The following is a 19,634-nucleotide window of genomic DNA, read 5'->3' as shown; positions in this document are numbered from 1 at the left end:
TCACCCGCGAAAACGTCACACATCAGGCCCAATCGACCGCCCAGCGACGAAGTTCGCGGAACGCCGCGACCGGATCGGGGCCGTAGGCGGCCCAGGGCCGCTCGGTGGCGCGATGGCCGATCCGCTCGAACATCTCCGCCGCGAGGCGCGGCTCGCCCGCCATCACGAACGCGAACGCGAAGGCGTTGTGGATCGCGGGCCAGCCGGGACGGGCGCGGAAGGCGGCGTGCCGGACCGAGCGGTCCGCCGCCGCGACGAGATCGCCGCGCACGGCGCTCCCCGACATGTACGGGTTCCGTTCCGGAGGAGGAAGCGACTCCCACCGGCCCACGTGGGCGTCCGCCACCAGCACCCCCAGCGGGCCGCCCTCCGGGGACGCCCCGGCCGCGTCATGGGCGAACCCGAGCGCCTCGCCGTGGCCGCCCTCGTGTCCGAGGTAGGCGAGCATCTCCCGGTGCCCGGCCAGATGACCGGGATGGACGGCGACGACCTGCTCGAAACGCCGCAGCGCCTCCTTGCGGCCGAGTCCTCCGACGCGGGCGGCGCCGACGAGCAGCGACCACGCGGCGGCGTCGCCCGCGTCACGCGCGACGACCTCGTTCAGGCACTCCTCCGCGAGGGCGGGGGCGTCCGACGACAGGGCGTGCGCCCCGCGGATCACCGACGGCAGCGTGTCCCCCGGCCGCGCCCGGCACCACTCGGCGATCCAGTCCCGGACGCCGGGCGCGCCCGCGCAGACGCCGATGTAGAACGCCCGGTCGTCCGGATCGGTCACCGTCTCGAAGAAGCCGGTCACCGCCGACCAGTCGTGGCGCCGCATGGCCTCGCGCACCCGCTGCGCTCCCGGGTCGTCCATGCAGGGGTCGATCGCCGCGTCTGGCGGCAGCACGGGTTCCGGATCGTGCTGGCCGAACCGCCACATCCGTCACTTCCTCGCCTTCGGGCCTCTGAACACTCAGATCAGCGGTGATCAGCGCGAAAGCGTTACGATATCCACCACATCTCACGAACGCGTCGGCGTCAGTTGCGCACGAGCTCGGCGTCCGGCGGACGGGCATCGGGGACGGACCTCGCCGACCCGGACGAGGACTCCGGCGACGTCTCGCCAGGCGCCCCGGACGGCCCGGACGACCGGCCCGCCGACGGCCCGGACGGTGCGGCGGTCGAGCGCATCGGCTCCAGCGACTCCAGCAGCCGCGCCCGCATCCACCGCGCCCCCGGCTTCTCGACCAGCCTGTGCAGCGCGTACGCCAGGACGAGCGACGCCGCGATCACGGCCGCGAGCGCCGCCCACCGGTTCAGCCCCGGGTACACCGCGTCCAGCAGGGGCAGCGCGAGCTGCGAATGGACGAGGTACAGCGGGTAGGTGAGCGCGCCGAGCACCGTCAGGCCGCTCCACCGGACGCGGCCGAGCCGCCCGGTCGCGACCAGGATCATCACCAGGAAGATGCCGGTGACGGCCACCGACACGACCATGTCGTCCGATCCCTTGAACGCGTTGCCCGCGCGCCATGCGCCCCAGTGCAGTGCCAGCAGCCACGACGCCGCCACATACCCCCACAGCAGCAGCGTCGGGCCGAACCGGTGGATCATGTAGAGCGCCATGCCCGCGATGAAGTACGGGCTCCACGTCGGCACCAGCATGATCTGCAGCAGCCTGTTCCCGGCCTCGTCTGCGAAGACGCCGCCGAACATCCACGCCGCCATGAGGACCAGGCAGGACCGGTAGGTGATGCCGATGCCCGCGAGGACGGCGACCAGCACGTAGAAGTGCATCTCGACCCAGAGGGTCCAGTACACGGCGTCCACGTTCCGGAGACCGAGCCCGCCCTGCATCATCGTCAGGTTCGGCACCACCAGGCCGGGGACGCCGTTCCCCTCGCGGAACACCGCGTAGACGGCCGCGCCCAGCAGCACGCTCGCCCAGTACGCGGGCATCAGCCGGACCAGCCGGGAGATCCCGAACCCGCCGGGCCCGCGTCCCCACGCGCTCATCAGGATGACGAACCCGCTGATCATGAAGAACAGGTCCACGCCGAGGTAGCCGTAGCGCGTGATCCCCTCCAGCTCGGGGAAGACGTCCCGCGCGGGCTCGGGCCACGCCCCGGCCCCGCCGAAGCCGGTGAAGTGGTAGAGGACCACCGCCAGAGCCGCCACGAAGCGGAGCAGGTCAAGTTCGCGCAGCCGCGCACGCCCGGTCACCGCGGAACCCTCTCGGTGCCCGGTTGCGCGGCACCGGCCGCGGGGTGAGGGCGCGGTGAACGCACGGTGTAGGAAACGATGCGGTCTCGATCGGGGGAGGAAGCGGTCAACCGGCGTGGACGGCCGCGGGTTCGGCACCCGCCTCAGTAGGATGCCTGTACATCCCCCGGAACATTTGGTGGTCCTCCATGACATCTCGCCGCGCCCGCCGCGGCGCGGCGATCCTCATGCTGTGCCTGAGCCTGCCCGTCGGCCTTTCGCTGGCGGGCTGCGGCGGGCTCGTGGGGTCGGTGCACAAGTCCGCCGCGGCGGCGGGCCCGGCCCGCGCGCCGGACCGCGCCGCCCCGCCGGTGGTGATGTTCCTCGGCGACAGCTACACCGTCGGGGAGCGGGGCGCCGTTCCCGAGACGACCTACGCCCCCGCGACCGCGCGCCTGCTCGGATGGCAGGTCATCGTCGGCGGACGGGCGGGCACGGGGTTCGTGGCGCGGGGCGGGCAGGCGCACCGCGAGGCGTTCCTGGAGCTGTTCGAGAGCCAGCTCGGATGGCGGCCCGCGCCCGACATGCTCATCGTGTCCGGCGGGCACAACGACTGGCGCTTCCCCCCCACGCGGGTCGCGGTGGCGGCCCACATCCTCCTGGAGCGTGCCCGGCAGCGCTGGCCGGGCACGCGGCTGGTGCTGATGGGCCCGCTGTGGGGCGGCGGAAGCCCGCCGCCGAGCGCGCTCGCCGTCCGGGACGCCCTGAAGACGCTGGCCGCGCAGCTCGGGATCCCGTTCGTCGACCCGATCGGCGAGCAGTGGATCACCGGCGGCCGCCTGTCCGACTCCGGGAACGCGCACCAGTTCATCCGGCGCGACGGCACGCACCCGAACCAGGCGGGCCACCGTTACGTGGCGACCCGCCTGGCCGACGACCTCAGGCGCCTGAACCTCGCCCGGCCGGCGCGCGGCTAGACGGACCCGGCCGGCCCCGGACGGGGCCGGCCGGAGGCGGGTCAGTCGAGGGCGGGGCGGGCCAGGGTGAGGGAGAAGTCCCCCGCCTCGTCCGTCCAGAAGGCGACCAGGTCCAGGCCGGAGGCTCCCAGCTCCGCCTCCATGCGCTCGCGGCGGAACTTCGAGGAGATCTCGGTGCGCATCTCCTCGCCCGCCGCGAACGCCACCTCCAGGTCCAGGCCGGCGACATGGACGCGCTGGTCGCGGGTGGAGCGCAGCACCATCTCGATCCACTCCTCGGCGGCGTCCCAGCGGGCGACGTGCTCGAACGCGGACGGGTCGAAGTCGGCGCCCAGGTCCCGGTTGATGACGCGCAGGACGTTGCGGTTGAACTCGGCGGTCACGCCGTCCGCGTCGTCGTAGGCGCGGACGAGCCGTCCGGTGTCCTTGACGAGGTCGGCGCCGAGGAGGAGGAAGTCGCCCTCGCCCATCGTGGCGCGCAGGCCGCCGAGGAAGCCGATGCGGGCGGCGGGCGGCATGTTGCCGATCGTGCCGCCGAGGAAGGCGATGAGGCGCCGCTCCCCGGCGGGCAGCAGGTGCAGGTGCTGCTCGTAGTCGGCGACGACGGCCCGGACGGCGAGGTCCGGGTGGTCGGCGGCGATGCCCGCGGCGGCCTCCTCCAGGAAGTCGCCGCTGACGTCCACCGGGACGTAGGAGCGGAGGGTCCCGGCGAGGGCGTCCAGGAGCAGTCGGGTCTTCTCCCCCGAGCCGGCGCCGAGTTCCAGGAGCGTCCGGGCCCGGGTGACGGCGGCGATCTCGGGGGCGCGGGCGGCGAGGATCTCGCGTTCGCGGCGGGTCGGGTAGTACTCCTCCAGCCGGGTGATCTCCTCGAAGAGCGCGCTGCCGCGCTCGTCGTAGAACCACTTGGGCGGCAGCGTCTTCGGCGTGCCGGTGAGCCCCTCCCGGACGTCCTGTCGGAGCGTCTTGGCGAGGTCGTCGGCGGTCAGGAACCTGTCCACGCGGTTCTCCTTCAGAGCGGGTCTATCCGGACGCCGGTCGCGTGCGCGGCGGTGACGAGCGAGCGGTCGGGGACGGGACGCCAGCCGGGGCCGCCGTCGAGCGGCTCGGAGGCGATCCGGATCGCGTCCCCGGACTCGCGGACGAACAGGGAGTCGCCCCAGGTGGTGGCGGCCAGCGCCGTCCCGTCGGAGGCGAGCAGGTTGTAGCGGCCGGGGGCGAGCGCGGTGACCGTGGCGAGCACGGCGGCGAGGCCCTCGCCGAGCGGGGCGCCCTCCCGCCACAGCTGCGCGGCCAGCGCGAACAGCGGCGCGGAGTCGACCGGCGCCCGCGCGTCCGGGATATCGCCGAGGTCCCCGGCCAGCTCGCGCAGCTTGCCCTCGACCCCGGCGTATCCCTCGATCTTGCCGTTGTGGCTGAACAACCGGGTCCCGGCGCGGAACGGCTGCGCACACGACTCGTCCACGGGGAACCCGGGGGTCGCCGAGCGGACCGCCGCGACCGCGCACGACGCCCGGACGGCGCCGGCCACCTCGCGGAACGACTGGTCCGTCCAGATCGGCTGGGCCCGCCGGAAGCGGACGGCCGCGCCGTCGTGGTACCAGCCGACGCCGTACCCGTCGGCGTTGAGCAGGTTGCCCTGCGTCATGCGCGGCGCGTACGCCTGGTGCTCCAGGGAGTGCCCGCCCTCGTAGACGATCGATCGCAGCGCCCGTTCGGGACCGAGGTATCCGAGATGACGGCACATTCAGGTCCCCTCCCCCGCCGACCGTGCGCAGCGGAACCCGGAGAAGATCTGGCGGCGGATCGGATAGTCCCAGTTGCGGAAGGAGCCGCGTATGGCCAGCGGATGCGTTGCCCAAGAGCCGCCTCGCAGGACCTTGTATTCGGGTCCGAAGAAGACCTCCGAGTACTCCTTGTAGGGGAAGGAACGGAATCCGGGGTATCCGTGGAAGTCCGAGGACGTCCACTCCCACACGTCCCCTAGCAGGCGCCGCACTCCGTACGCCGACGCGCCGGAGCTGTAGGAGCCGCTCTCGGACGGGTGGAGCGCCTGCTGCCCCAGGTTGGCGCGTCCCTCCTCATACACCTCGCCCCACGGGTAGCGCCGGGAGTGCTCGGTGACGGGATCCCAGCGGGCGGCCTTCTCCCACTCGGCCTCGGTCGGAAGGCGTTTCCCGGCCCACCGCGCATAGGCGTCCGCCTCGTACCAGCACACGTGCTGGACGGCCTCGCCAGGCGGGACGGGTTCGACGCGTCCGAACCGGCGCCGTACCCACTGGCCGCCGTCGCGTGTCCAGAAGGCGGGGGCGCGTTTGCCACTGGAGTTGCGCCAGTCCCATCCGGCGGGATCCCACCAGCGCGGGTCGTCGTACCCGCCGGCCTCGATGAACGCCGCGTACTCCGCGTTCGTCACGGGCTCGACGTCGATGTAGAACGCGGCGACGTCCACCAAGTGCACCGGGCGCTCGTTGTCGTAGGCCCATGGGTCGTCCGAGGTGCCCATCTGGAACGGGCCCGCCTCGACCAGCACCTCACCCGCCCCGGTGGGTCCGCCCGGTATCTGGAGGGGCTCGGCGGGCGGGTCCAGGAGCGCCGGGGCGCCCTTGCGGAGCTGGTGGGTGGCCAGCATCGTCTCGTCGTGCATGTGCTCGTGCTGGACGACCATCGTGTACACGAACCCGCCGTCCGTGAGCGGATCGCCGGAGTCGAACCGCACGGACGGCAGCGTGTCGAGCACCTTGGCGCGGACGGTCTCGATGTAGGAGCGCGCCTCCCCCGGGGGCAGCAGCGGCAGGGACGGGCGCTCGGCGCGCGGATGCTCGAACGCGTCGTACAGCCCGTCGATCTCCGGGCGCATCGGCTCGATCCCGGCGGCCGCGCGGAGCAGCCACAGCTCCTCGTAGTTGCCGATGTGGGCGAGGTCCCACACGAGCGGCGACATCAGCGGCGAGACCTGCGCGGTGAGGTCGGCCTCCGCGAGGACGTCGGTGGTCAGGCCGAGGCTGCGGCCGCGGACCGCGCCGAGCTCGTCGGCGATCAGTTCCTTCAGCGCCTCCTCGTCGTGCCCGGCGGCCGTGCCCGGGGAGCTCATCGGGGCCATGCTGGGTCCTCCTCGGACATCGGGGAACGGGACGCCGCGTCGTCGGCCGGACTGCGGCCCCGCTCGACGTAGCGGACGGTGTACTCCTCCACCAGCGGGACGAGCCCGGGCGCGCCGAGCCGGGGCAGCGCGTCCAAGGCGGCGCGGAAGCACGCCCGCGCGGCGGCGGCGAGGGCGGGATCGGCGAGGCCGCACCGCGCCGCCTCCGTCCACAGGTGCGCGACGGGTTCGGCGGCCGCCTCGGCCGCCCGCGAGGCGCCGGGGTCGTCCAGCAGGGCGGTGGCGACGGCGACCGGGACCGGCCAGTACGGGCCGGGCAGCGCGTCGATCATCCTCAGCTCCAGCCATCCGCGCGGGCGGACGGGCGGGAACAGCGTGGACAGGTGGTAGTCCAGGTCCTGCTCGTCGGGCTCGCCCTTGTCGATCCACTCCCGGAACGACAGCCCGGGGGCGGACACCCACTCGCCCTCCGCCGTGTGGACGAGCATGACCTGCGCGTCCAGGGCGTAACGCGTCCACGCCTCGGCCGGGTCCGCGTCGGCGCCCTTCCGCAGGACGGGCAGCGTGCGGCACGGGTCCAGCTCCGTCCAGATGCCCTGCCGGGACGAGCGCAGCCCCGTCCGGCGCCCGCAGTGCACGGGCGAGTTGGCGAACGCGGCGACGAGCACGGGGCCGAGCGCGTGCGCGAGACGCCAGCGCCGGGCCGCGTCGGCGGCGTCGGCGCCGATGTCCAGGCACACCTGGACGGACGCGGTCGAGCACATCATCGCCAGGCCGACGTCCTCGAAGCCGCCCGAGACGTAGTAGTCGCGCATGCACTGGTAGCGCGGGTGGTCGGCCTGGAAACGCGGGCGCCGCACCGGGTCGACGCCGTGCCCGGCGAGCGCGAGCCCGGCGGGTTCCAGCGCGCCCTCGATGTGCTCGATGTCCGCCTTGAGCGCGCGGTGCAGGCGTCTGAGGCCGCGGAACGGCGCCGAGCTGAGCTCCAGCTGGCCGCCGGGCTCGTAGGTCACCATGCTCCCGCCGGACGGCGGGCCGGCCGCCTCGACGAGTCCGCGCACAAGCTCGCGGGGGACGTGGGCGGCCGGGTCGCCCGCGTCGACCACGAACCACTCGGTCTCCGCGCCGACCGTGCCGGGCGGGCCCGTCTTGAAACAGACGCCGCGAATGTGCTGGTAGACACCGTCCACGGTCAACCGCGTCACTCTCAACTCCTCCGAAATTCGATCACGGGTTCGAATCCTTCCCTGCTGAACCGGATCAGGAATCCGACAAAATCGGAGAAGTTCCTTAAATCTCCGTGTACGTCACTCTCCGCAGGTAGGCCGCATACCATCCGTCTCCGCGGAACGGTCCCAGCCGTCTCCCCGCGTCGCAGCTCTTGACGGGAGACGCTAGAGTCCCGGTACCCGCCGGTATGTCCGCTTGCGGACGTTCGACACCGGCAGCGTCACCGAAGGGTCACCGAAGGCTGACCGAGCCACAGTCAGGTGACACCACCGAGCACACTTCCGGAGGCAACATGCGCGGGGACCTGGGTTCCCTCTACGACGCGCACTCCGCCCGCCTCTACGCCTACTGCTGGTCGCTGGTCGGCGACGCGGAGGCGGCCTCGGCGGTCGGCGACACGTTCGCCGCGGCGGTGCACCAGCCGCCGCGGGGCGACAGCGTGCTCTGGCTGTACTCGCTGGCCCGCACGGCCTGCGCCGGACGCGGCGCGCCGGGCCACATGCCAGACCGCGCGCCGCACGGACGCCAGACGCCACACGGACGCCACACGCCGGACGGACGCGGCGCGCCGCTGTTCACCGGCACGGACCCGCTGCTGCGCGCCGCCGCCGGCCTGCGCTCCGACCACCGCGAGGTCCTGCTGCTGTGGGCGGGCGAATGGCTGGAGCCGTACGACATCGCCCGCGTCCTCGGCATCGCGCCCGACACCGTCGCCCAGCTGCTGCACGCGGCCCGGACGCGGCTGGAGCGGGCCGTCCTCGACACCCTCATGCGCGGGGCGCCGCACCACGACCTCATCACCGCGTTCGAGAAGGGCACGCTGCCCCGGCTGCTGGCCGAGCGCGCGCCGTCGCGGCCGCCCGCCTGGCTGCGCGACCGGGTCCTCGCCGCGTGCGAGGAGGAGGCGGTCCGGCCGCTGCCGAGCGTCGCCGCGCCGAGCCCGCTCATCGTCATCGGCCCCGGCACCGGCGCGCGGCACGACCGCGGCAGCGGGCTCTCCAAGGGCGCCGGCGCGGTCGCGGGCCTCGCCGCCTCGGCCGCCGCCGTCCTCGGGCTGCTCGCGACGTGGCCGACCGCGAAGGGCGGCAGCGCCGCGTCGCTGATGCCCACGGCCAGCACCGGCCGTACCGAGCAGGCGTCGACGGGCGCGAGCGGCACAGGGGGCCTGCCTCCCGGCCTGACGGGCGCCGAGCGGGGCACGCACCCCGGGGCGCCCGCCACCGCCGCCGGCGGCGACACGCCTCAGCCGGCCGGCACGTCCCCCGGCGGCACCGTGCCGGGTACGCCCGCGCGCTCACCGTCCGGCACGCCCGCTCCGCGTGAGGAACCGGTGACGCCCAAGCCGGGCAAGCCGTCCACGCCCGGCAAGCCGTCCCCCTCGCCGGGCACCCCGACCACGTCCCCGACCGGTCCCACCGGCCCGACGACCCCGCCCGGTCCCACCGAGCCGACCACGCCCCCGGGGACCCCGACGGACCCGCCGGCACAGGAGCCGGGGACGTCGAGCCCGAGTCCCACGTCCAACCCGGCGCCGAGCCCCACGTCCAACGCCGCGCCGGATCCCGGGGAGGGCTGAGCCGCCGCCGGGCGGCGCCGCTCGCGCACCAGCAGCGCGCCGCCGATATCCGGGACGTCCCCCGCGAAACCGCGCCGGACCAGCGCGAAGACCGCGCCGGACGCACGCCCGCCGTGGCGCGGCCGTCACGCCACGGCGGGCGTAACGGCGCGTCACGGCGGCGAAGGACGCGGCACGCCGTCCCAGGGCGGCATTCGCGGGACGGCGTGCCGCGGGTCTCACGCGACGGCGGCGCCCTCGACGGGCGAGGCACCGCGCCGGACGAGCAGGGCCGCGAGGATCGCGACCAGGGCGACGGCCCCGGCGACGGTCAGGGAGGTCTGGAAGCCGTCCATGAACGCCAGGTGGCTGCCGCTGGTGATGGCGTCCGCCGCCGGCGCCGGGGTGCCCGGCGGGACGGGCGCGACGCCCTGCGCGACGAGCCCACCCTGGCCGGACAGCCGCTCCGCCGCGGGGCCGGGCAGCCCCTGGTCCGTCAGCCGGGTGACCAGCACGTCGCCGACCTTGGTGGACATCAGGACCCCGAGCACCGACGTGCCGAGCACGCCGCCGACCTGCGCTGCGGTCTGCTGGAGACCGCCCGCGACCCCGGCGAGATGGGCCGGGGCGTTGCCGACGATCGCCTCGGTGCCCGCGACGATCACCATCCCGAACGCCACGCCGACCAGCACGAACCACGGCCAGAGCTGGATGTAGGGGGCGTCCACCCCGATCCGCGACAGGCCGAACATCGCCGCCGCGGTGAAGGCCATCCCGAGGGCGAGCGGCAGCCGCGGCCCGAACCGGTTCGTCAGCGCGCCCGCCACCGGCGAGGCGATGATGAACACGCCGGTCATGGGCAGCATCCGGACGCCCGCGTCCACCGGGCTCATCCCGTGCACCTGCTGGAGGTACAGGGTGATGAAGAAGATCGTCCCGAACATCCCGAAGAAGCCGAGGACGATGAGCCCGGTCGCCGCCGACAGCGACACCGACCGGAACAGCCCGAGCGGCAGCAGCGGGCGCTCGACCCGCAGCTCGTTCCACACGAACGCGCCGAACAGCACCACCGAGGCCGCGAACGACACCAGCGGCACCGCGTCCCCGAACCCGTTCTCACCGGCCTTGATCAGGCCCCAGACCAGCGCGAACAGCGCGCCCGTCAGCAGCGCGACGCCGGGCAGGTCGAACGAGCCCGCGGCCTCCTCGTCCCGGGACTCGCGGATCACCCACACGCCCATGAGGAGCGCGATCAGGCCGAGCGGCGCGTTCAGGAAGAACACCGACTCCCAGTTGACGTTCTCCACGAGCAGCCCCGCGACGATGGGGCCGCCGGCGATCGAGATGCCGACCGTGGAACCCCAGATGCCGATCGCGGCGTTGAGCTTGGCGGGCGGGAAGGTGTTGCGGAGGATGGCCAGGCTGGCGGGCTGCAGGAGTGCCCCCGCGAACCCCTGCACGACACGCCAGAAGATGACCATGCCGAGGCCGCCGGACAGGCCGATCAGCACCGAGGAGACGGCGAACCCGATCACCCCGGCCAGGAAGGTGCGCTTGCGCCCGAACCGGTCGGCGATCTTCCCCGCCGGGATCAGCGTGACGGCGAGCGCCAGGAGGTAGGCGTTGGTGACCCACTGGAGGCCGGACAGGCTGGCCCCGAGGTCCTGGGCGATGGCGGGGTTGGCGATGGTGACCACCGTGGCGTCCAGGCCGACCATCATGACGCCGAGCGCCACGGCGACGAGTGTGAGCCAGGGGTGGCCGTGTCCCGATCTCGTGCGCCGGCCGGGCGGCGCGCCGTGCTGGGGGGCTCCCGGGCGGAGCACCTCGGCGCCCTGCGACTGAGTCATCTTCCGCCTCCGAACGAGGGTGTGTGCGACTGCGAGGGGTCAAAACTGTCACAGCACGACACTTGTCGTCAAATGCCTGTCGTTATCCTGCGACATGATTCATCTCACGACAGCTTCGGGCCGCGGGCGGTTGGCCTCGGGTCCACCGCTCGTTACACTTCGCACATGACCGCGACCGCCCCCGAGGCGCACCCCTCGTGTCCCGGCACCCCGCCCCCGGGCAGGCGCGAACGCAAGAAGCAGCGCACCCGGGAGGCGCTCGTCAACGCCGCGTTCACCCTCTTCGCCGAGAAGGGGTTCGACGCGACCACCGTCGAGGAGATCGCCGACGCCGTGGACGTCTCGTCCCGGACCTTCTTCCGCTACTTCGCCTCGAAGGAGGACGTCGCGCTCACCTTCCAGGAGGAGCAGACCCGCGCCGTCATGACGGCGCTGGCCGGCCGTCCGGCGCACGAGCCGATCATGACGGCGCTGCGCCGCACGGTGGTCGAGATCGCGGGCGCCTGCGAGCGCGGCGAGCTGGGCTTCAAGCCCGAGCGGTTCCAGTGCCTGCTCAGCATGATGGCCGACAGCCCCACGCTCATGGCGGGCAGCCTGGAGCACGCGCAGCGCAAGCAGCAGCTGCTGACGGAGGTCATCGCCGAGCGGATGGGCCTGGACGTCGAGTCCGACCTGCGCCCGCACGTGATCGCCGCCGCCGCGACCTGCGGCTTCCAGGCGGCGGCCGACGTCAGCCGCCGCCACGAGGCGGCCTTCGGCTCGCTGTCGGAGACGATCGACCAGGCGTTCGCCATCCTGGAGTCCGGCCTCAACATCCCGCCCGGCGAGTCCGCCTGACCACGGCTCCGGGCACCGCGCCGGACACCCGCGCGCCGGACACCCGCGCGCGCCGGCGCGTCGGACCGCCCGTCAGCGGGGGGCGCGGGGCAGGCCGAGGCCGATCATCGCGATCAGCTCGCGCTGGATCTCGTTGACGCCGCCGCCGAAGGTGAGCACCACCGCGCCCTTCACCCCGTGGTCGAGCGCCTCGACGAACCGGGCGGTCACCGGGTCGCCGGGATCGCCGTGCCGGGCGAGGACGTCGCCGACGATCCGGCCGACGTCCTGCATCCGCTCCGAACCGTAGACCTTGGTGGCGGACGCGTCGGCGGCGCCGAGCGGGCCGGGGCCCTGGTCCGCGGCGACCTGCCAGTTGAGGAGCTCGTTGACGCGCAGATAGGCGTACACGCGCGCGACCGCGCGGCGGACGGCGGGCTCCTCGATGAGCGCGCGGCCGTCCGGGCCGGTGGTGGTGCGGGCCCACCGCGCGAAACGGTCGTAGGTGCGGCCGATGTTCCCGGCGGGCCCGAGCGTGACGCGCTCGTGGTTGAGCTGGTCGACGATGAGGTCCCAGCCCCGGTTCTCGCCGCCGACCAGCATGTCCGCCGGGACGCGGACGTCCTGGTAGTAGGTGACGTTGGTGTGGTGGCGGCCGTCCATCGTGACGATCGGCGTCCAGGAGAACCCCGGGTCGCGGCAGTCCACGACGAGCATCGAGATGCCCCGGTGCTTCTCGGCGCCGGGGTCGGTGCGGGCGGCGAGCCAGACGTAGTCGGAGCGGTGCGCGCCCGAGGTGAAGGTCTTCTGGCCGTTGACGACGTAGTGGGCGCCGTCCCTGACGGCGGTGGTGCGCAGGGACGCGAGGTCGGTGCCCGCGCCCGCCTCGCTGTACCCGACCGCGAAGTGGCACTCCCCCGCGAGGATGCGGGGAAGGAAGAACCCCTTCTGCGCGTCCGTGCCGTGGTGCAGGATCGTCGGCGCGACGGAGTTCAGCGTGATGATCGGGTACGGGACGCCCGCGCGGGCGATCTCGTTGGCGAAGATCTGCTGCTCCACCGGGCCGTAGCCGCGTCCGCCGTACTCCGGGGGCAGCGCGACGCCGAGCATCCCGTCGCGTCCGAGGCGCCTGCAATGCTCCAGGTAGGACGGGCCGAACGGGTCGGCGGCGATGGCGGCGCGCCCGTCCTCGCCGAGGCAGCCCCGGAAGTACTCGCGCAGCTCGCCGCGGAGCCTCTTCTGCTCATCGGTCAGGTCGATGAACATCACGCCTCCCGGGCGACGAGCGCGCCGAGGGCGTCGAGACGGTCGTCCGCGCCGCCGAGCAGGTGCCCGCAGTGCTTGGCCCACGCGAAGTAGCGGTGCAGCGGGTACGTGACGTCCAGCCCGATGCCCCCGTGCAGGTGCTGGCAGGTGTAGAGGGCCTTCACGACGGGGCCGCACGCGTTGTAGGAGGCGACGGTGAGGACCTCGTCGACGTCGTCGGCGTCCTCGGCGAGGCGCCACACCCCCGCCCACATCGCCACGTCCAGCGCGCGCTTGGCGATGTAGACGTCGCCGATCTGCATCGTGACGGCCTGGAACTCCGCGAGCGCCTGCCCGAACTGCTCGCGCGCCTTGACGTACTCCTTGGTGAGGTCAAGGGCGCCCCTGATGACGCCGGAGCACAGCGCGACGATGCCCGCGACGGCGGAGCGGCGCAGGGTGTCCCAGGCGGCGCCGTCGGCGGCGCCGCCGAGCAGCGCCTCGCGTCCGACCCGGGCCCCGCCGAGCGCGAGGCGCGACAGCGGCTCGGTCGTCGCGGACGGCTGCGGGGTGATCGTCACCTCCGGCGGCTCGACCAGGAAGACCCCGACGCCCGCGCCCTCGACGCGCGCAGGCACGAGGATCACCGACGCCTCCCGCGCGTACGGGACGAACGTCTTCACCCCGTCCAGGACGTAGCCGCCGCCGTCCGCGCGGGCCGTCGAGGCGACCCGCCCGGGCGGCCCGACCTCGCGGTAGGCGCCCGTCAGGACGCCCGTGCCCCCGGCCAGCGGCGCGAGCAGGGCACGCTGGCCCGGAGTGCCGTGCCGGGCGATCGGCGCGGCCCCCAGCGCGAGCGAGGCGTGCAGCGGGACGGGCGCGGCCCGCGCGCCGGCCTCCCGCAGCAGGACCGCCATCCCGACCGGGCCGAGTCCCGCGCCGCCCGCGTCCGCGGGCAGGACGGCGCCGAGCAGCCCGGTCCGCGCGAGCGCCCGCCAGGTCGCGCCGTCATAGGCGGCGCCGCCCCTCTCGAACGCCTCCAGCCGCGCCGGCGCCGCCTCGCGCGCGAGCACGTCGGCGGCGAGGCCGCGCAGCTCCCGCTGGGCCCCGTCCAGGTCGAAGTCCACTCGTCCGCTCCCTTCCCGCTCCGCTCGCGGGGCCGCCACCGCCTCGGCCCACTCTCCGCCCCGAAAGTAGAACAGATTCTAGTCAGTGTCCAGGGAACTTTACTGGCACCTGTCAGATCCTGTTGTGGCCCGTCTTGCAGGGTCTGCCACGTACAAGGCCCGGTTCTCGCGACGCGCCGACGCCGGACGATCAGATAACAGGTTCTCGCGAGGGTTGTACTCTGGTGGACGCAAGGGAAGGGCGAACGGGCCGGACCCGCCACCGAGCGGCGCGGCCCCCGTCCATGGAAGGAAGACCGTGACCGCAGATCCGACGGTGACCGGGGACGAGCCCCAGGGCCGGCCCGCGCCGGGGCGGACCGCGGGCCAGAGCGTCCGTTCCCGCAGCCAGCACCAGCGCCGCAGGCGCATCGTGCAGGCCGCCGCCGCGCTGGCCTCGCGCGGCGGCGTCGAGGCGATGCAGATGCGGACCGTGGCCGAGCGTGCCGGGGTCGCGCTCGGCACCCTCTACCGCTACTTCCCCTCGAAGATGGACCTCGTCGTCGCGGTGGTCGGCGAGGAGCTCGACCTGCTGGAGGGCAGCATCGAGCGCCGCCCGCCCCGCGCCGGGACCGCCCCGCAGCGCGCCGTCGACGTCCTGATGCGCGCCACCCGCGGCCTGATGCGCGAGCCCGAGCTGGCGGAGGCGCTGATCCGCTCGCTGCTGCTGTCGGACGTCAGGACCGACTTCGGCGACCGGATGACCGGGCTGCTGCTGCGCGCCGCCGCCGGCCCCGGCGCCACCGTCCCCGCCGACGATCCGCGCCGTGTCGTGGCCGGGGCCCTGACCAGCGTCTGGACGATGGAGATGATCGAGATGCTGCGCGGGCATGCGGACGCCGAGGAGATCCAGGCCCGGCTGGAGGTCTCCGCCGCGCGCCTGCTCACCGACTCCTGACGCCCGGTTCCCGGCCTACGGCGGCCCCGCCGCGTCCTTGCGCGGCCCTTCACTTCCTGTTCACACCGGCCTTGCGCGCAGTGTCCGAATTCATTCGACAGGAACGCAATCAACACTGAAAAACAACTTTAGAGCGATGAATTGTGGCCATTGTGACGCGGCCGTACAGTCCGGGCAGGGCAGCCCTGTTTCTCTCCCCACCCCCCCGCCACCCCCCAGGAGAGTGATATGTCCCGCAAACACCTTGTGCTGGGCATAGGTGCCGCGGCCGGCCTCGTCGCGGCGCTGGTGACCCCGGCGCATGCAGGCGAGCCGGCATCCCCCGCGGCGCGTCCGCAGGCCGCACCCGCCGCGCCCATCGCCCCCGGGCCCGGCGACCGCGCCGCCCGCGTGCAGAAGCAGCTGAAGATGAGCCTCGGCACGAAGTTCGGCGGCGCCTGGATCGGGCAGGGATCCCAGGTCGTCGTCGCCACGACCGACGCGTCGGCCGTCGCGAAGATCGAGGCGGCCGGCGCCCGGGCGAAGGTCGTGCCGTTCGGCGAGGCGAAGCTGGCCTCCGTCCAGGACGGGCTGAACCGCCACGCCGCGTCCGCTCCCAAGTCGGTGACCTCGTGGCGCGTGGACGCCGCGACCAACCGCATCGTCGTCAACGCGACCTCCACGGCCGCGGCGCAGCGGTTCGTCGCCGCGAGCGGCGTGGACGCCGCGACCGTGAAGATCGTCCGTTCCGCGCAGCGGCCGCGGCTGGTCCACGACCTCGTCGGAGGCGAGCGCTACTGGACGACCAAGTACGGCTGCTCGGTCGCCTTCTCCGTCACCGGCGGGTTCATCAGCGCCGGCCACTGCGGCAAGACCGGCGAGACGACGAAGGGCTCCAACCAGGTCGACCAGGGCACCTTCGGCGGCTCGTCCTTCCCGGGCGACGACTACGCGTGGATCGACACCAACAGCCAGTGGACGCCGACGCCCAAGGTCACCAAGTGGAACGGCTCGTACGAGACCGTCCTCGGCGCGACCGACGCCGCCATCGGCGCGCGCACCTGCCGCTCCGGCGGCACCACCAACACCCAGATCTGGTGCGGCCCGATCCAGGCGCGGAACGTGACCGTCAACTACCAGGAGGGCGCGGTCAAGGGACTCATCCAGGCCAACATCTGCGCCGACCCCGGTGACTCCGGCGGCGCGCTGATCACCGAGACCGGCGGTCAGGCGCAGGGCATCACCTCGGGCACGTCGGGCTCCTGCAAGAACGGCCAGGACTCCCAGGACACGACCTACTTCCAGCCGGTCGACGAGGTCCTGCAGATCATCGCCAAGGACGGCCGCAGGCTCATCACCCAGGGCGGCGGCGGCAGCCCCGCCAACCCGTGCGACGGCCACCAGACCAAGGCCGCCGGCTCGCTGACCTCCGGCACCAGCGTCTACCAGCCGGACGGCAGCTACACCACGACCGCGTCGGGCACGCACACCGCCTGCCTGGACGGCCCGGACGGCGTCGACTTCGACCTGTACCTGCAGAAGCAGAACGGGAGCACCTGGACGACCGTCGCCAGCTCCACCAGCCCCAACCCCGACGAGAGCATCACCTACAACGGCACCGCCGGCACCTACCGGTACCGCGTGCACTCCTACGACGGCACCGGTGAGTACACCCTGGGCTTCACCAGGCCCTGACCGGCGCCTCTGATCGTCCCCGGCCGTCCCTCCCCACACTGGGCGGCCGGGGACTGCTTTTCCTGTGGCGCGGGTTCCGCTCCCACTAGCCTGGGACGCGAACAGGAGCCGGGACGAAGAAGGTGCGCAGTGAGCGAGCAGGAACCGATCCTGAGCGACGGGGTCATCATCGAGTTCGTCGATGGCAAGGACGTGCCCGCCCAGCACAAGGACTTCGGTGAGAGGGCCGTCGTGATGCGCGACGCCAAGAACCCCGAGGGGCCGATCCTCTACTTCACCGAGGCCGAGTGGGACGCCTTCATCGCGGGCGTCAAGGACGGCGAGTTCGACGACCTGCTGGAGGAGCCCGTCGAAGGGGTCTGACCCCCCAGCGGCATTCGGCCCCGCGGCTCCGCCACAGCCGCGGGGCCGTCGCATCGGACGACCCGCTCCCCCACGGCTCGCGCCCCGCGCCACACCAGGACCGCCCGCCCGCCGCGCCCGTCCAGCGGGACACTCCTCCACCGGACCAAAGGCCCGTGGGCGGCGAACCTGCTGGAGACGCGAAGTCGATCGTTCAGCTGAGGGTGCCGGCCACGCTCAGTTCGTATCCCGCCCGTCCCGAGAACCGGGCGACGACCGCGAAACGGTCGCCCCGCACCAGTGTGCGGCGCCATTCCAGTGGACGGCCGTCCTGTTCCGCGAGGCGGTCGACGGCGAAGGCGGCGACGCCCCGTCCGACGCCGAGCAGGCGCCGCTCCGCCGAGGTGGGCACGACGGCCCGGATGTGCTCGCGCCCGCCGGTCGGCCGCACGCCGCAGCGTTCCGCCAGCGCGTCGTACAGGCCGGTGTGGGCGAGGTCGGCGTCCAGCAGAGGCGCGGCGACGTGCGCGGGGAGCCACACCCGGTCGAGGGCGAGCGGGTCCTCGTCCGCCAGACGCAGCCGTTCCACATGCAGCAGCGGCGTGGACTCCTCCAGCCCGAGCCGCGCGGCGACCACCCCGTCCGCCCGGACGTCGAGGACGCGGACGACGCTGCGCTGGTGCCGCCCCGCCGCCTCCACCGAAGCGAACAGGCTGTACAGGGCGCCGAGCGGCTGCTCGATCGCGACCGGCTCGGCGAGCCGGGGTGCCCGTCCGCGGCCGGCGACCACGACCCCGTCCGCCCGCAGGCGCCGCAGCGCCTCCCGCACCGTGTGCCGGCTCACCCCGTATTCGGCGACCAGTGCCAGCTCGCCCGGGAACGCCCGCCGGAACTCACCGCCCTCCAGCCGCCGGACGAGATCGGCGTGCAACTGCGCCCACAGCGGCAGGGCGCTGGACCGGTCGACCGGCCGTGGCCCCGGCATCGCCTGACCCCCGTTCCACCCGCGCACCTCGTTCATCGCATAATGTACGTACATTCGGACTTTTAGGCAACGGGATGGACATCGTGGACGTCGAGACCATCGAGACCGCGGAGCTGGGCGACCGCAGCTACGTCGCGCACGACGGCGAGCACGCGATCGTCGTGGACCCGCAGCGCGACCTGGACCGCGTCCGGCGGGTGCTGGACGACCGTGACCTGCGCTGCGCGCTGGTGCTGGAGACGCACATCCACAACGACTACGTCTCGGGCGGCCTCCAGCTGGCCCGCGCGACCGGCGCGACCTACGCGGTGTCCGCGGACGACCCCGTCGGCTTCGTCCGCAGGCCCCTCACGGACGGCGACGCCCTGCGAGTGGGCGACCTGTGGGTCCAGGTGGTCGCCACACCCGGGCATACCGACAACCATCTGGCGTACATCGTGAACGAGTCCGCCGTCTTCACCGGCGGGTCCCTGCTGTACGGCAGCGTGGGCCGCACCGACCTCGTGGACCCGGCCCGCACCGAGGCGCTGACCCGGGCGCAGTTCCGCTCCGTCCAGCGCCTCGCCGAACTCTGCGAGGACGACGCGCGTGTCTACCCGACGCACGGGTTCGGGAGTTTCTGCTCGTCCGGCTCCATCGCGGACGGCGCGTCCGTGTCCACCGTCGGCGAGGAGCGGGCCCGCAACGACGCGCTGGTCGAGACCGACGAGGACGCCTTCGTGTCCCGGCTCGTCGCCGGGCTCACCGCCTACCCCCGCTACTACGCCCACGTGGGACCGCTGAACCTGGACGGCGCCGGGCCCGCCGACCTGTCACCCCCGGCGCCCGTGGCGCCCGGCGACCTCGCCGCGCGCGTCGCCGCCGGCGACTGGGTCGTGGACCTGCGCGCCCGCACCGCCTACGCCGCCGGGCACCTCGCGGGCACGATCGGCATCGAGCTGGGCCGGAACTTCGCGACCTACCTCGGCTGGCTGATCCCGTGGGGCACGCCGCTGACCCTGCTCGGGGACACCCCGTCCGAGGTCGCGGACGCGCAGCGGCAGCTCGTGCGCATCGGCATCGACCGTCCGTCCGCCGCGCTCGGCCTGCCGTCGGCGGGGCTGCGCGGCTACCGCACCGCCGCGTTCGCCGACGTCCCGCCCGGGGCCAACGTCCTCGACGTCCGCCGCGACGACGAGCGCGCCGCCGGATCCCTCCCGGACTCCACGCACATCCCCCTGCACTCCCTCACGGCCCGCCTGGACGAGGTCCCGCCCGGCGACGTGTGGGTGCACTGCGCGACCGGCTACCGCGCGTCCATCGCCGCGAGCCTCCTCGACCGCGCCGGACGCGACGTCGTGCTCATTGACGACACCTACTGACGACGACCGAAGGGCATTTATGGACCTTCACGAAAATGCGGCCGTTCCCGCCGCTTAAAGATCGCACATAGAACCTTAGAGACATTCGCAACCGATCACCGCTTTCCGGCACCCGAGGAAGGGGGCCCCACGCATGGAGAACCCTCCCCCGGAGCCGGGCGGCGTGCTGGTCGAACGGATCGAAAGCGCGTTCCTGGGCGTCTACCGGAGCATGATCCAGGGCGTCGGCCTCAGCGTCCTCGCGGAGCGCGCCT

General features: G+C 73.5%; 17 protein-coding genes. 7 read left to right on the top strand and 10 right to left on the bottom strand.

Translation table 11 applies throughout. From position 1 onward, the window contains the following. Positions 1–22 precede the first annotated feature (22 nt). The gene (locus AGRA3207_RS30860; protein ID WP_231330649.1) at positions 23–922 is read right to left on the bottom strand and encodes a hypothetical protein; all 900 of its coding nucleotides are present in this window, start codon (positions 920–922) and stop codon (positions 23–25) included. 98 nt (positions 923–1,020) lie between these two features. Next, positions 1,021–2,202: an acyltransferase family protein gene (locus AGRA3207_RS30855; protein ID WP_231330648.1), complete on the bottom strand. Its 1,182-nt coding sequence runs from the start codon at positions 2,200–2,202 to the stop codon at positions 1,021–1,023. Positions 2,203–2,390: 188 nt separating this feature from the next. Between AGRA3207_RS30855 and AGRA3207_RS30850 the strand changes: the two genes are divergently transcribed. Beyond that, positions 2,391–3,158: an SGNH/GDSL hydrolase family protein gene (locus tag AGRA3207_RS30850; protein ID WP_231330647.1), complete on the top strand. Its 768-nt coding sequence runs from the start codon at positions 2,391–2,393 to the stop codon at positions 3,156–3,158. A 41-nt stretch (positions 3,159–3,199) separates the two neighbouring features. Here AGRA3207_RS30850 and egtD read toward each other — a convergent pair whose 3' ends face one another. From egtD to egtA, 4 genes are read right to left on the bottom strand one after another with little or no spacing between them, the layout of a single operon-like run. After that, on the bottom strand, positions 3,200–4,156 hold the full coding sequence (gene egtD / locus AGRA3207_RS30845) for an L-histidine N(alpha)-methyltransferase (protein WP_231330646.1): 957 nt from the start codon (positions 4,154–4,156) through the stop codon (positions 3,200–3,202). An 11-nt stretch (positions 4,157–4,167) separates the two neighbouring features. Further along, positions 4,168–4,902 (bottom strand): ergothioneine biosynthesis protein EgtC, encoded by a 735-nt coding sequence (egtC, locus tag AGRA3207_RS30840; protein ID WP_231330645.1) that lies wholly within the window; start codon positions 4,900–4,902, stop codon positions 4,168–4,170. Beyond that, positions 4,903–6,249, bottom strand: coding sequence for an ergothioneine biosynthesis protein EgtB (gene egtB / locus AGRA3207_RS30835; RefSeq protein WP_231330644.1), 1,347 nt, complete (start codon positions 6,247–6,249; stop codon positions 4,903–4,905). Further along, entirely contained in the window at positions 6,246–7,463 is a 1,218-nt protein-coding gene (gene egtA, locus AGRA3207_RS30830) for an ergothioneine biosynthesis glutamate--cysteine ligase EgtA (protein WP_231330643.1), read from the bottom strand. Before egtA ends, egtB begins: the two co-directional genes overlap by 4 nt. Positions 7,464–7,780: 317 nt before the next feature. On the opposite strand from egtA, the gene AGRA3207_RS30825 reads away from it, so the two are divergent. Next, complete coding sequence (locus tag AGRA3207_RS30825) at positions 7,781–9,064, top strand: RNA polymerase sigma factor (RefSeq protein WP_231330642.1); 1,284 nt, start codon at positions 7,781–7,783, stop codon at positions 9,062–9,064. 218 nt (positions 9,065–9,282) lie between these two features. Here AGRA3207_RS30825 and AGRA3207_RS30820 read toward each other — a convergent pair whose 3' ends face one another. Further along, positions 9,283–10,893, bottom strand: a complete 1,611-nt coding sequence (locus AGRA3207_RS30820; RefSeq protein ID WP_231330641.1) for an MFS transporter — start codon at positions 10,891–10,893, stop codon at positions 9,283–9,285. 165 nt (positions 10,894–11,058) lie between these two features. Here AGRA3207_RS30820 and AGRA3207_RS30815 point away from each other — a divergent pair, with 165 nt between their 5' ends. After that, positions 11,059–11,730, top strand: coding sequence for a TetR family transcriptional regulator (locus AGRA3207_RS30815; RefSeq protein WP_231330640.1), 672 nt, complete (start codon positions 11,059–11,061; stop codon positions 11,728–11,730). A gap of 72 nt (positions 11,731–11,802) precedes the next feature. On the opposite strand, the gene AGRA3207_RS30810 is transcribed toward AGRA3207_RS30815, so the two are convergent. Together AGRA3207_RS30810 and AGRA3207_RS30805 are read right to left on the bottom strand one after the other, a co-directional pair. Beyond that, a complete protein-coding gene (locus tag AGRA3207_RS30810; RefSeq protein ID WP_231330639.1) occupies positions 11,803–12,975 on the bottom strand; it encodes an acyl-CoA dehydrogenase family protein in 1,173 nt (390 codons plus the stop codon). Then, positions 12,975–14,081, bottom strand: coding sequence for an acyl-CoA dehydrogenase family protein (locus AGRA3207_RS30805; RefSeq protein ID WP_231330638.1), 1,107 nt, complete (start codon positions 14,079–14,081; stop codon positions 12,975–12,977). The genes AGRA3207_RS30810 and AGRA3207_RS30805 overlap by 1 nt, the downstream gene beginning before the upstream one ends. A gap of 298 nt (positions 14,082–14,379) precedes the next feature. Here AGRA3207_RS30805 and AGRA3207_RS30800 point away from each other — a divergent pair, with 298 nt between their 5' ends. The 3 genes from AGRA3207_RS30800 (at position 14,380) to AGRA3207_RS30790 (ending at position 17,055) form a co-directional block, all read left to right on the top strand. After that, complete coding sequence (locus AGRA3207_RS30800) at positions 14,380–15,018, top strand: TetR family transcriptional regulator (RefSeq protein ID WP_338028231.1); 639 nt, start codon at positions 14,380–14,382, stop codon at positions 15,016–15,018. Between the two features lie 228 nt (positions 15,019–15,246). Beyond that, positions 15,247–16,692 (top strand): S1 family peptidase, encoded by a 1,446-nt coding sequence (locus tag AGRA3207_RS30795; protein WP_231330637.1) that lies wholly within the window; start codon positions 15,247–15,249, stop codon positions 16,690–16,692. 129 nt (positions 16,693–16,821) lie between these two features. After that, positions 16,822–17,055: a DUF397 domain-containing protein gene (locus tag AGRA3207_RS30790; protein ID WP_231330636.1), complete on the top strand. Its 234-nt coding sequence runs from the start codon at positions 16,822–16,824 to the stop codon at positions 17,053–17,055. A 193-nt stretch (positions 17,056–17,248) separates the two neighbouring features. Here the strand turns inward: AGRA3207_RS30790 and AGRA3207_RS30785 are convergent, their stop codons facing one another. After that, the gene (locus tag AGRA3207_RS30785; protein ID WP_231330635.1) at positions 17,249–18,055 is read right to left on the bottom strand and encodes a GntR family transcriptional regulator; all 807 of its coding nucleotides are present in this window, start codon (positions 18,053–18,055) and stop codon (positions 17,249–17,251) included. 38 nt (positions 18,056–18,093) lie between these two features. On the opposite strand from AGRA3207_RS30785, the gene AGRA3207_RS30780 reads away from it, so the two are divergent. Next, positions 18,094–19,380, top strand: a complete 1,287-nt coding sequence (locus AGRA3207_RS30780) for an MBL fold metallo-hydrolase (RefSeq protein ID WP_231330634.1) — start codon at positions 18,094–18,096, stop codon at positions 19,378–19,380. Positions 19,381–19,634 lie beyond the last annotated feature (254 nt).

The sequence above is a fragment of the Actinomadura graeca genome (assembly GCF_019175365.1).
GTDB classification, from domain to species: domain Bacteria; phylum Actinomycetota; class Actinomycetes; order Streptosporangiales; family Streptosporangiaceae; genus Spirillospora; species Spirillospora graeca.
This window is presented reverse-complemented; position numbering and strand designations above follow the sequence as displayed.

Bases quoted from the DNA above. Each gene is read 5' to 3' on its own strand.
- egtC (WP_231330645.1), bottom strand. From the start codon at position 4,902: ATGTGCCGTCATCTCGGATACCTCGGTCCCGAACGGGCGCTGCGATCG.
- AGRA3207_RS30785 (WP_231330635.1), bottom strand. From the start codon at position 18,055: ATGAACGAGGTGCGCGGGTGGAACGGGGGTCAGGCGATGCCGGGGCCA.
- egtB (WP_231330644.1), bottom strand. From the start codon at position 6,249: ATGAGCTCCCCGGGCACGGCCGCCGGGCACGACGAGGAGGCGCTGAAG.
- AGRA3207_RS30825 (WP_231330642.1), top strand. From the start codon at position 7,781: ATGCGCGGGGACCTGGGTTCCCTCTACGACGCGCACTCCGCCCGCCTC.
- AGRA3207_RS30850 (WP_231330647.1), top strand. From the start codon at position 2,391: ATGACATCTCGCCGCGCCCGCCGCGGCGCGGCGATCCTCATGCTGTGC.
- AGRA3207_RS30860 (WP_231330649.1), bottom strand. From the start codon at position 922: ATGTGGCGGTTCGGCCAGCACGATCCGGAACCCGTGCTGCCGCCAGAC.
- AGRA3207_RS30815 (WP_231330640.1), top strand. From the start codon at position 11,059: ATGACCGCGACCGCCCCCGAGGCGCACCCCTCGTGTCCCGGCACCCCG.
- AGRA3207_RS30795 (WP_231330637.1), top strand. From the start codon at position 15,247: ATGTCCCGCAAACACCTTGTGCTGGGCATAGGTGCCGCGGCCGGCCTC.
- AGRA3207_RS30810 (WP_231330639.1), bottom strand. From the start codon at position 12,975: ATGTTCATCGACCTGACCGATGAGCAGAAGAGGCTCCGCGGCGAGCTG.
- AGRA3207_RS30820 (WP_231330641.1), bottom strand. From the start codon at position 10,893: ATGACTCAGTCGCAGGGCGCCGAGGTGCTCCGCCCGGGAGCCCCCCAG.
- AGRA3207_RS30780 (WP_231330634.1), top strand. From the start codon at position 18,094: ATGGACATCGTGGACGTCGAGACCATCGAGACCGCGGAGCTGGGCGAC.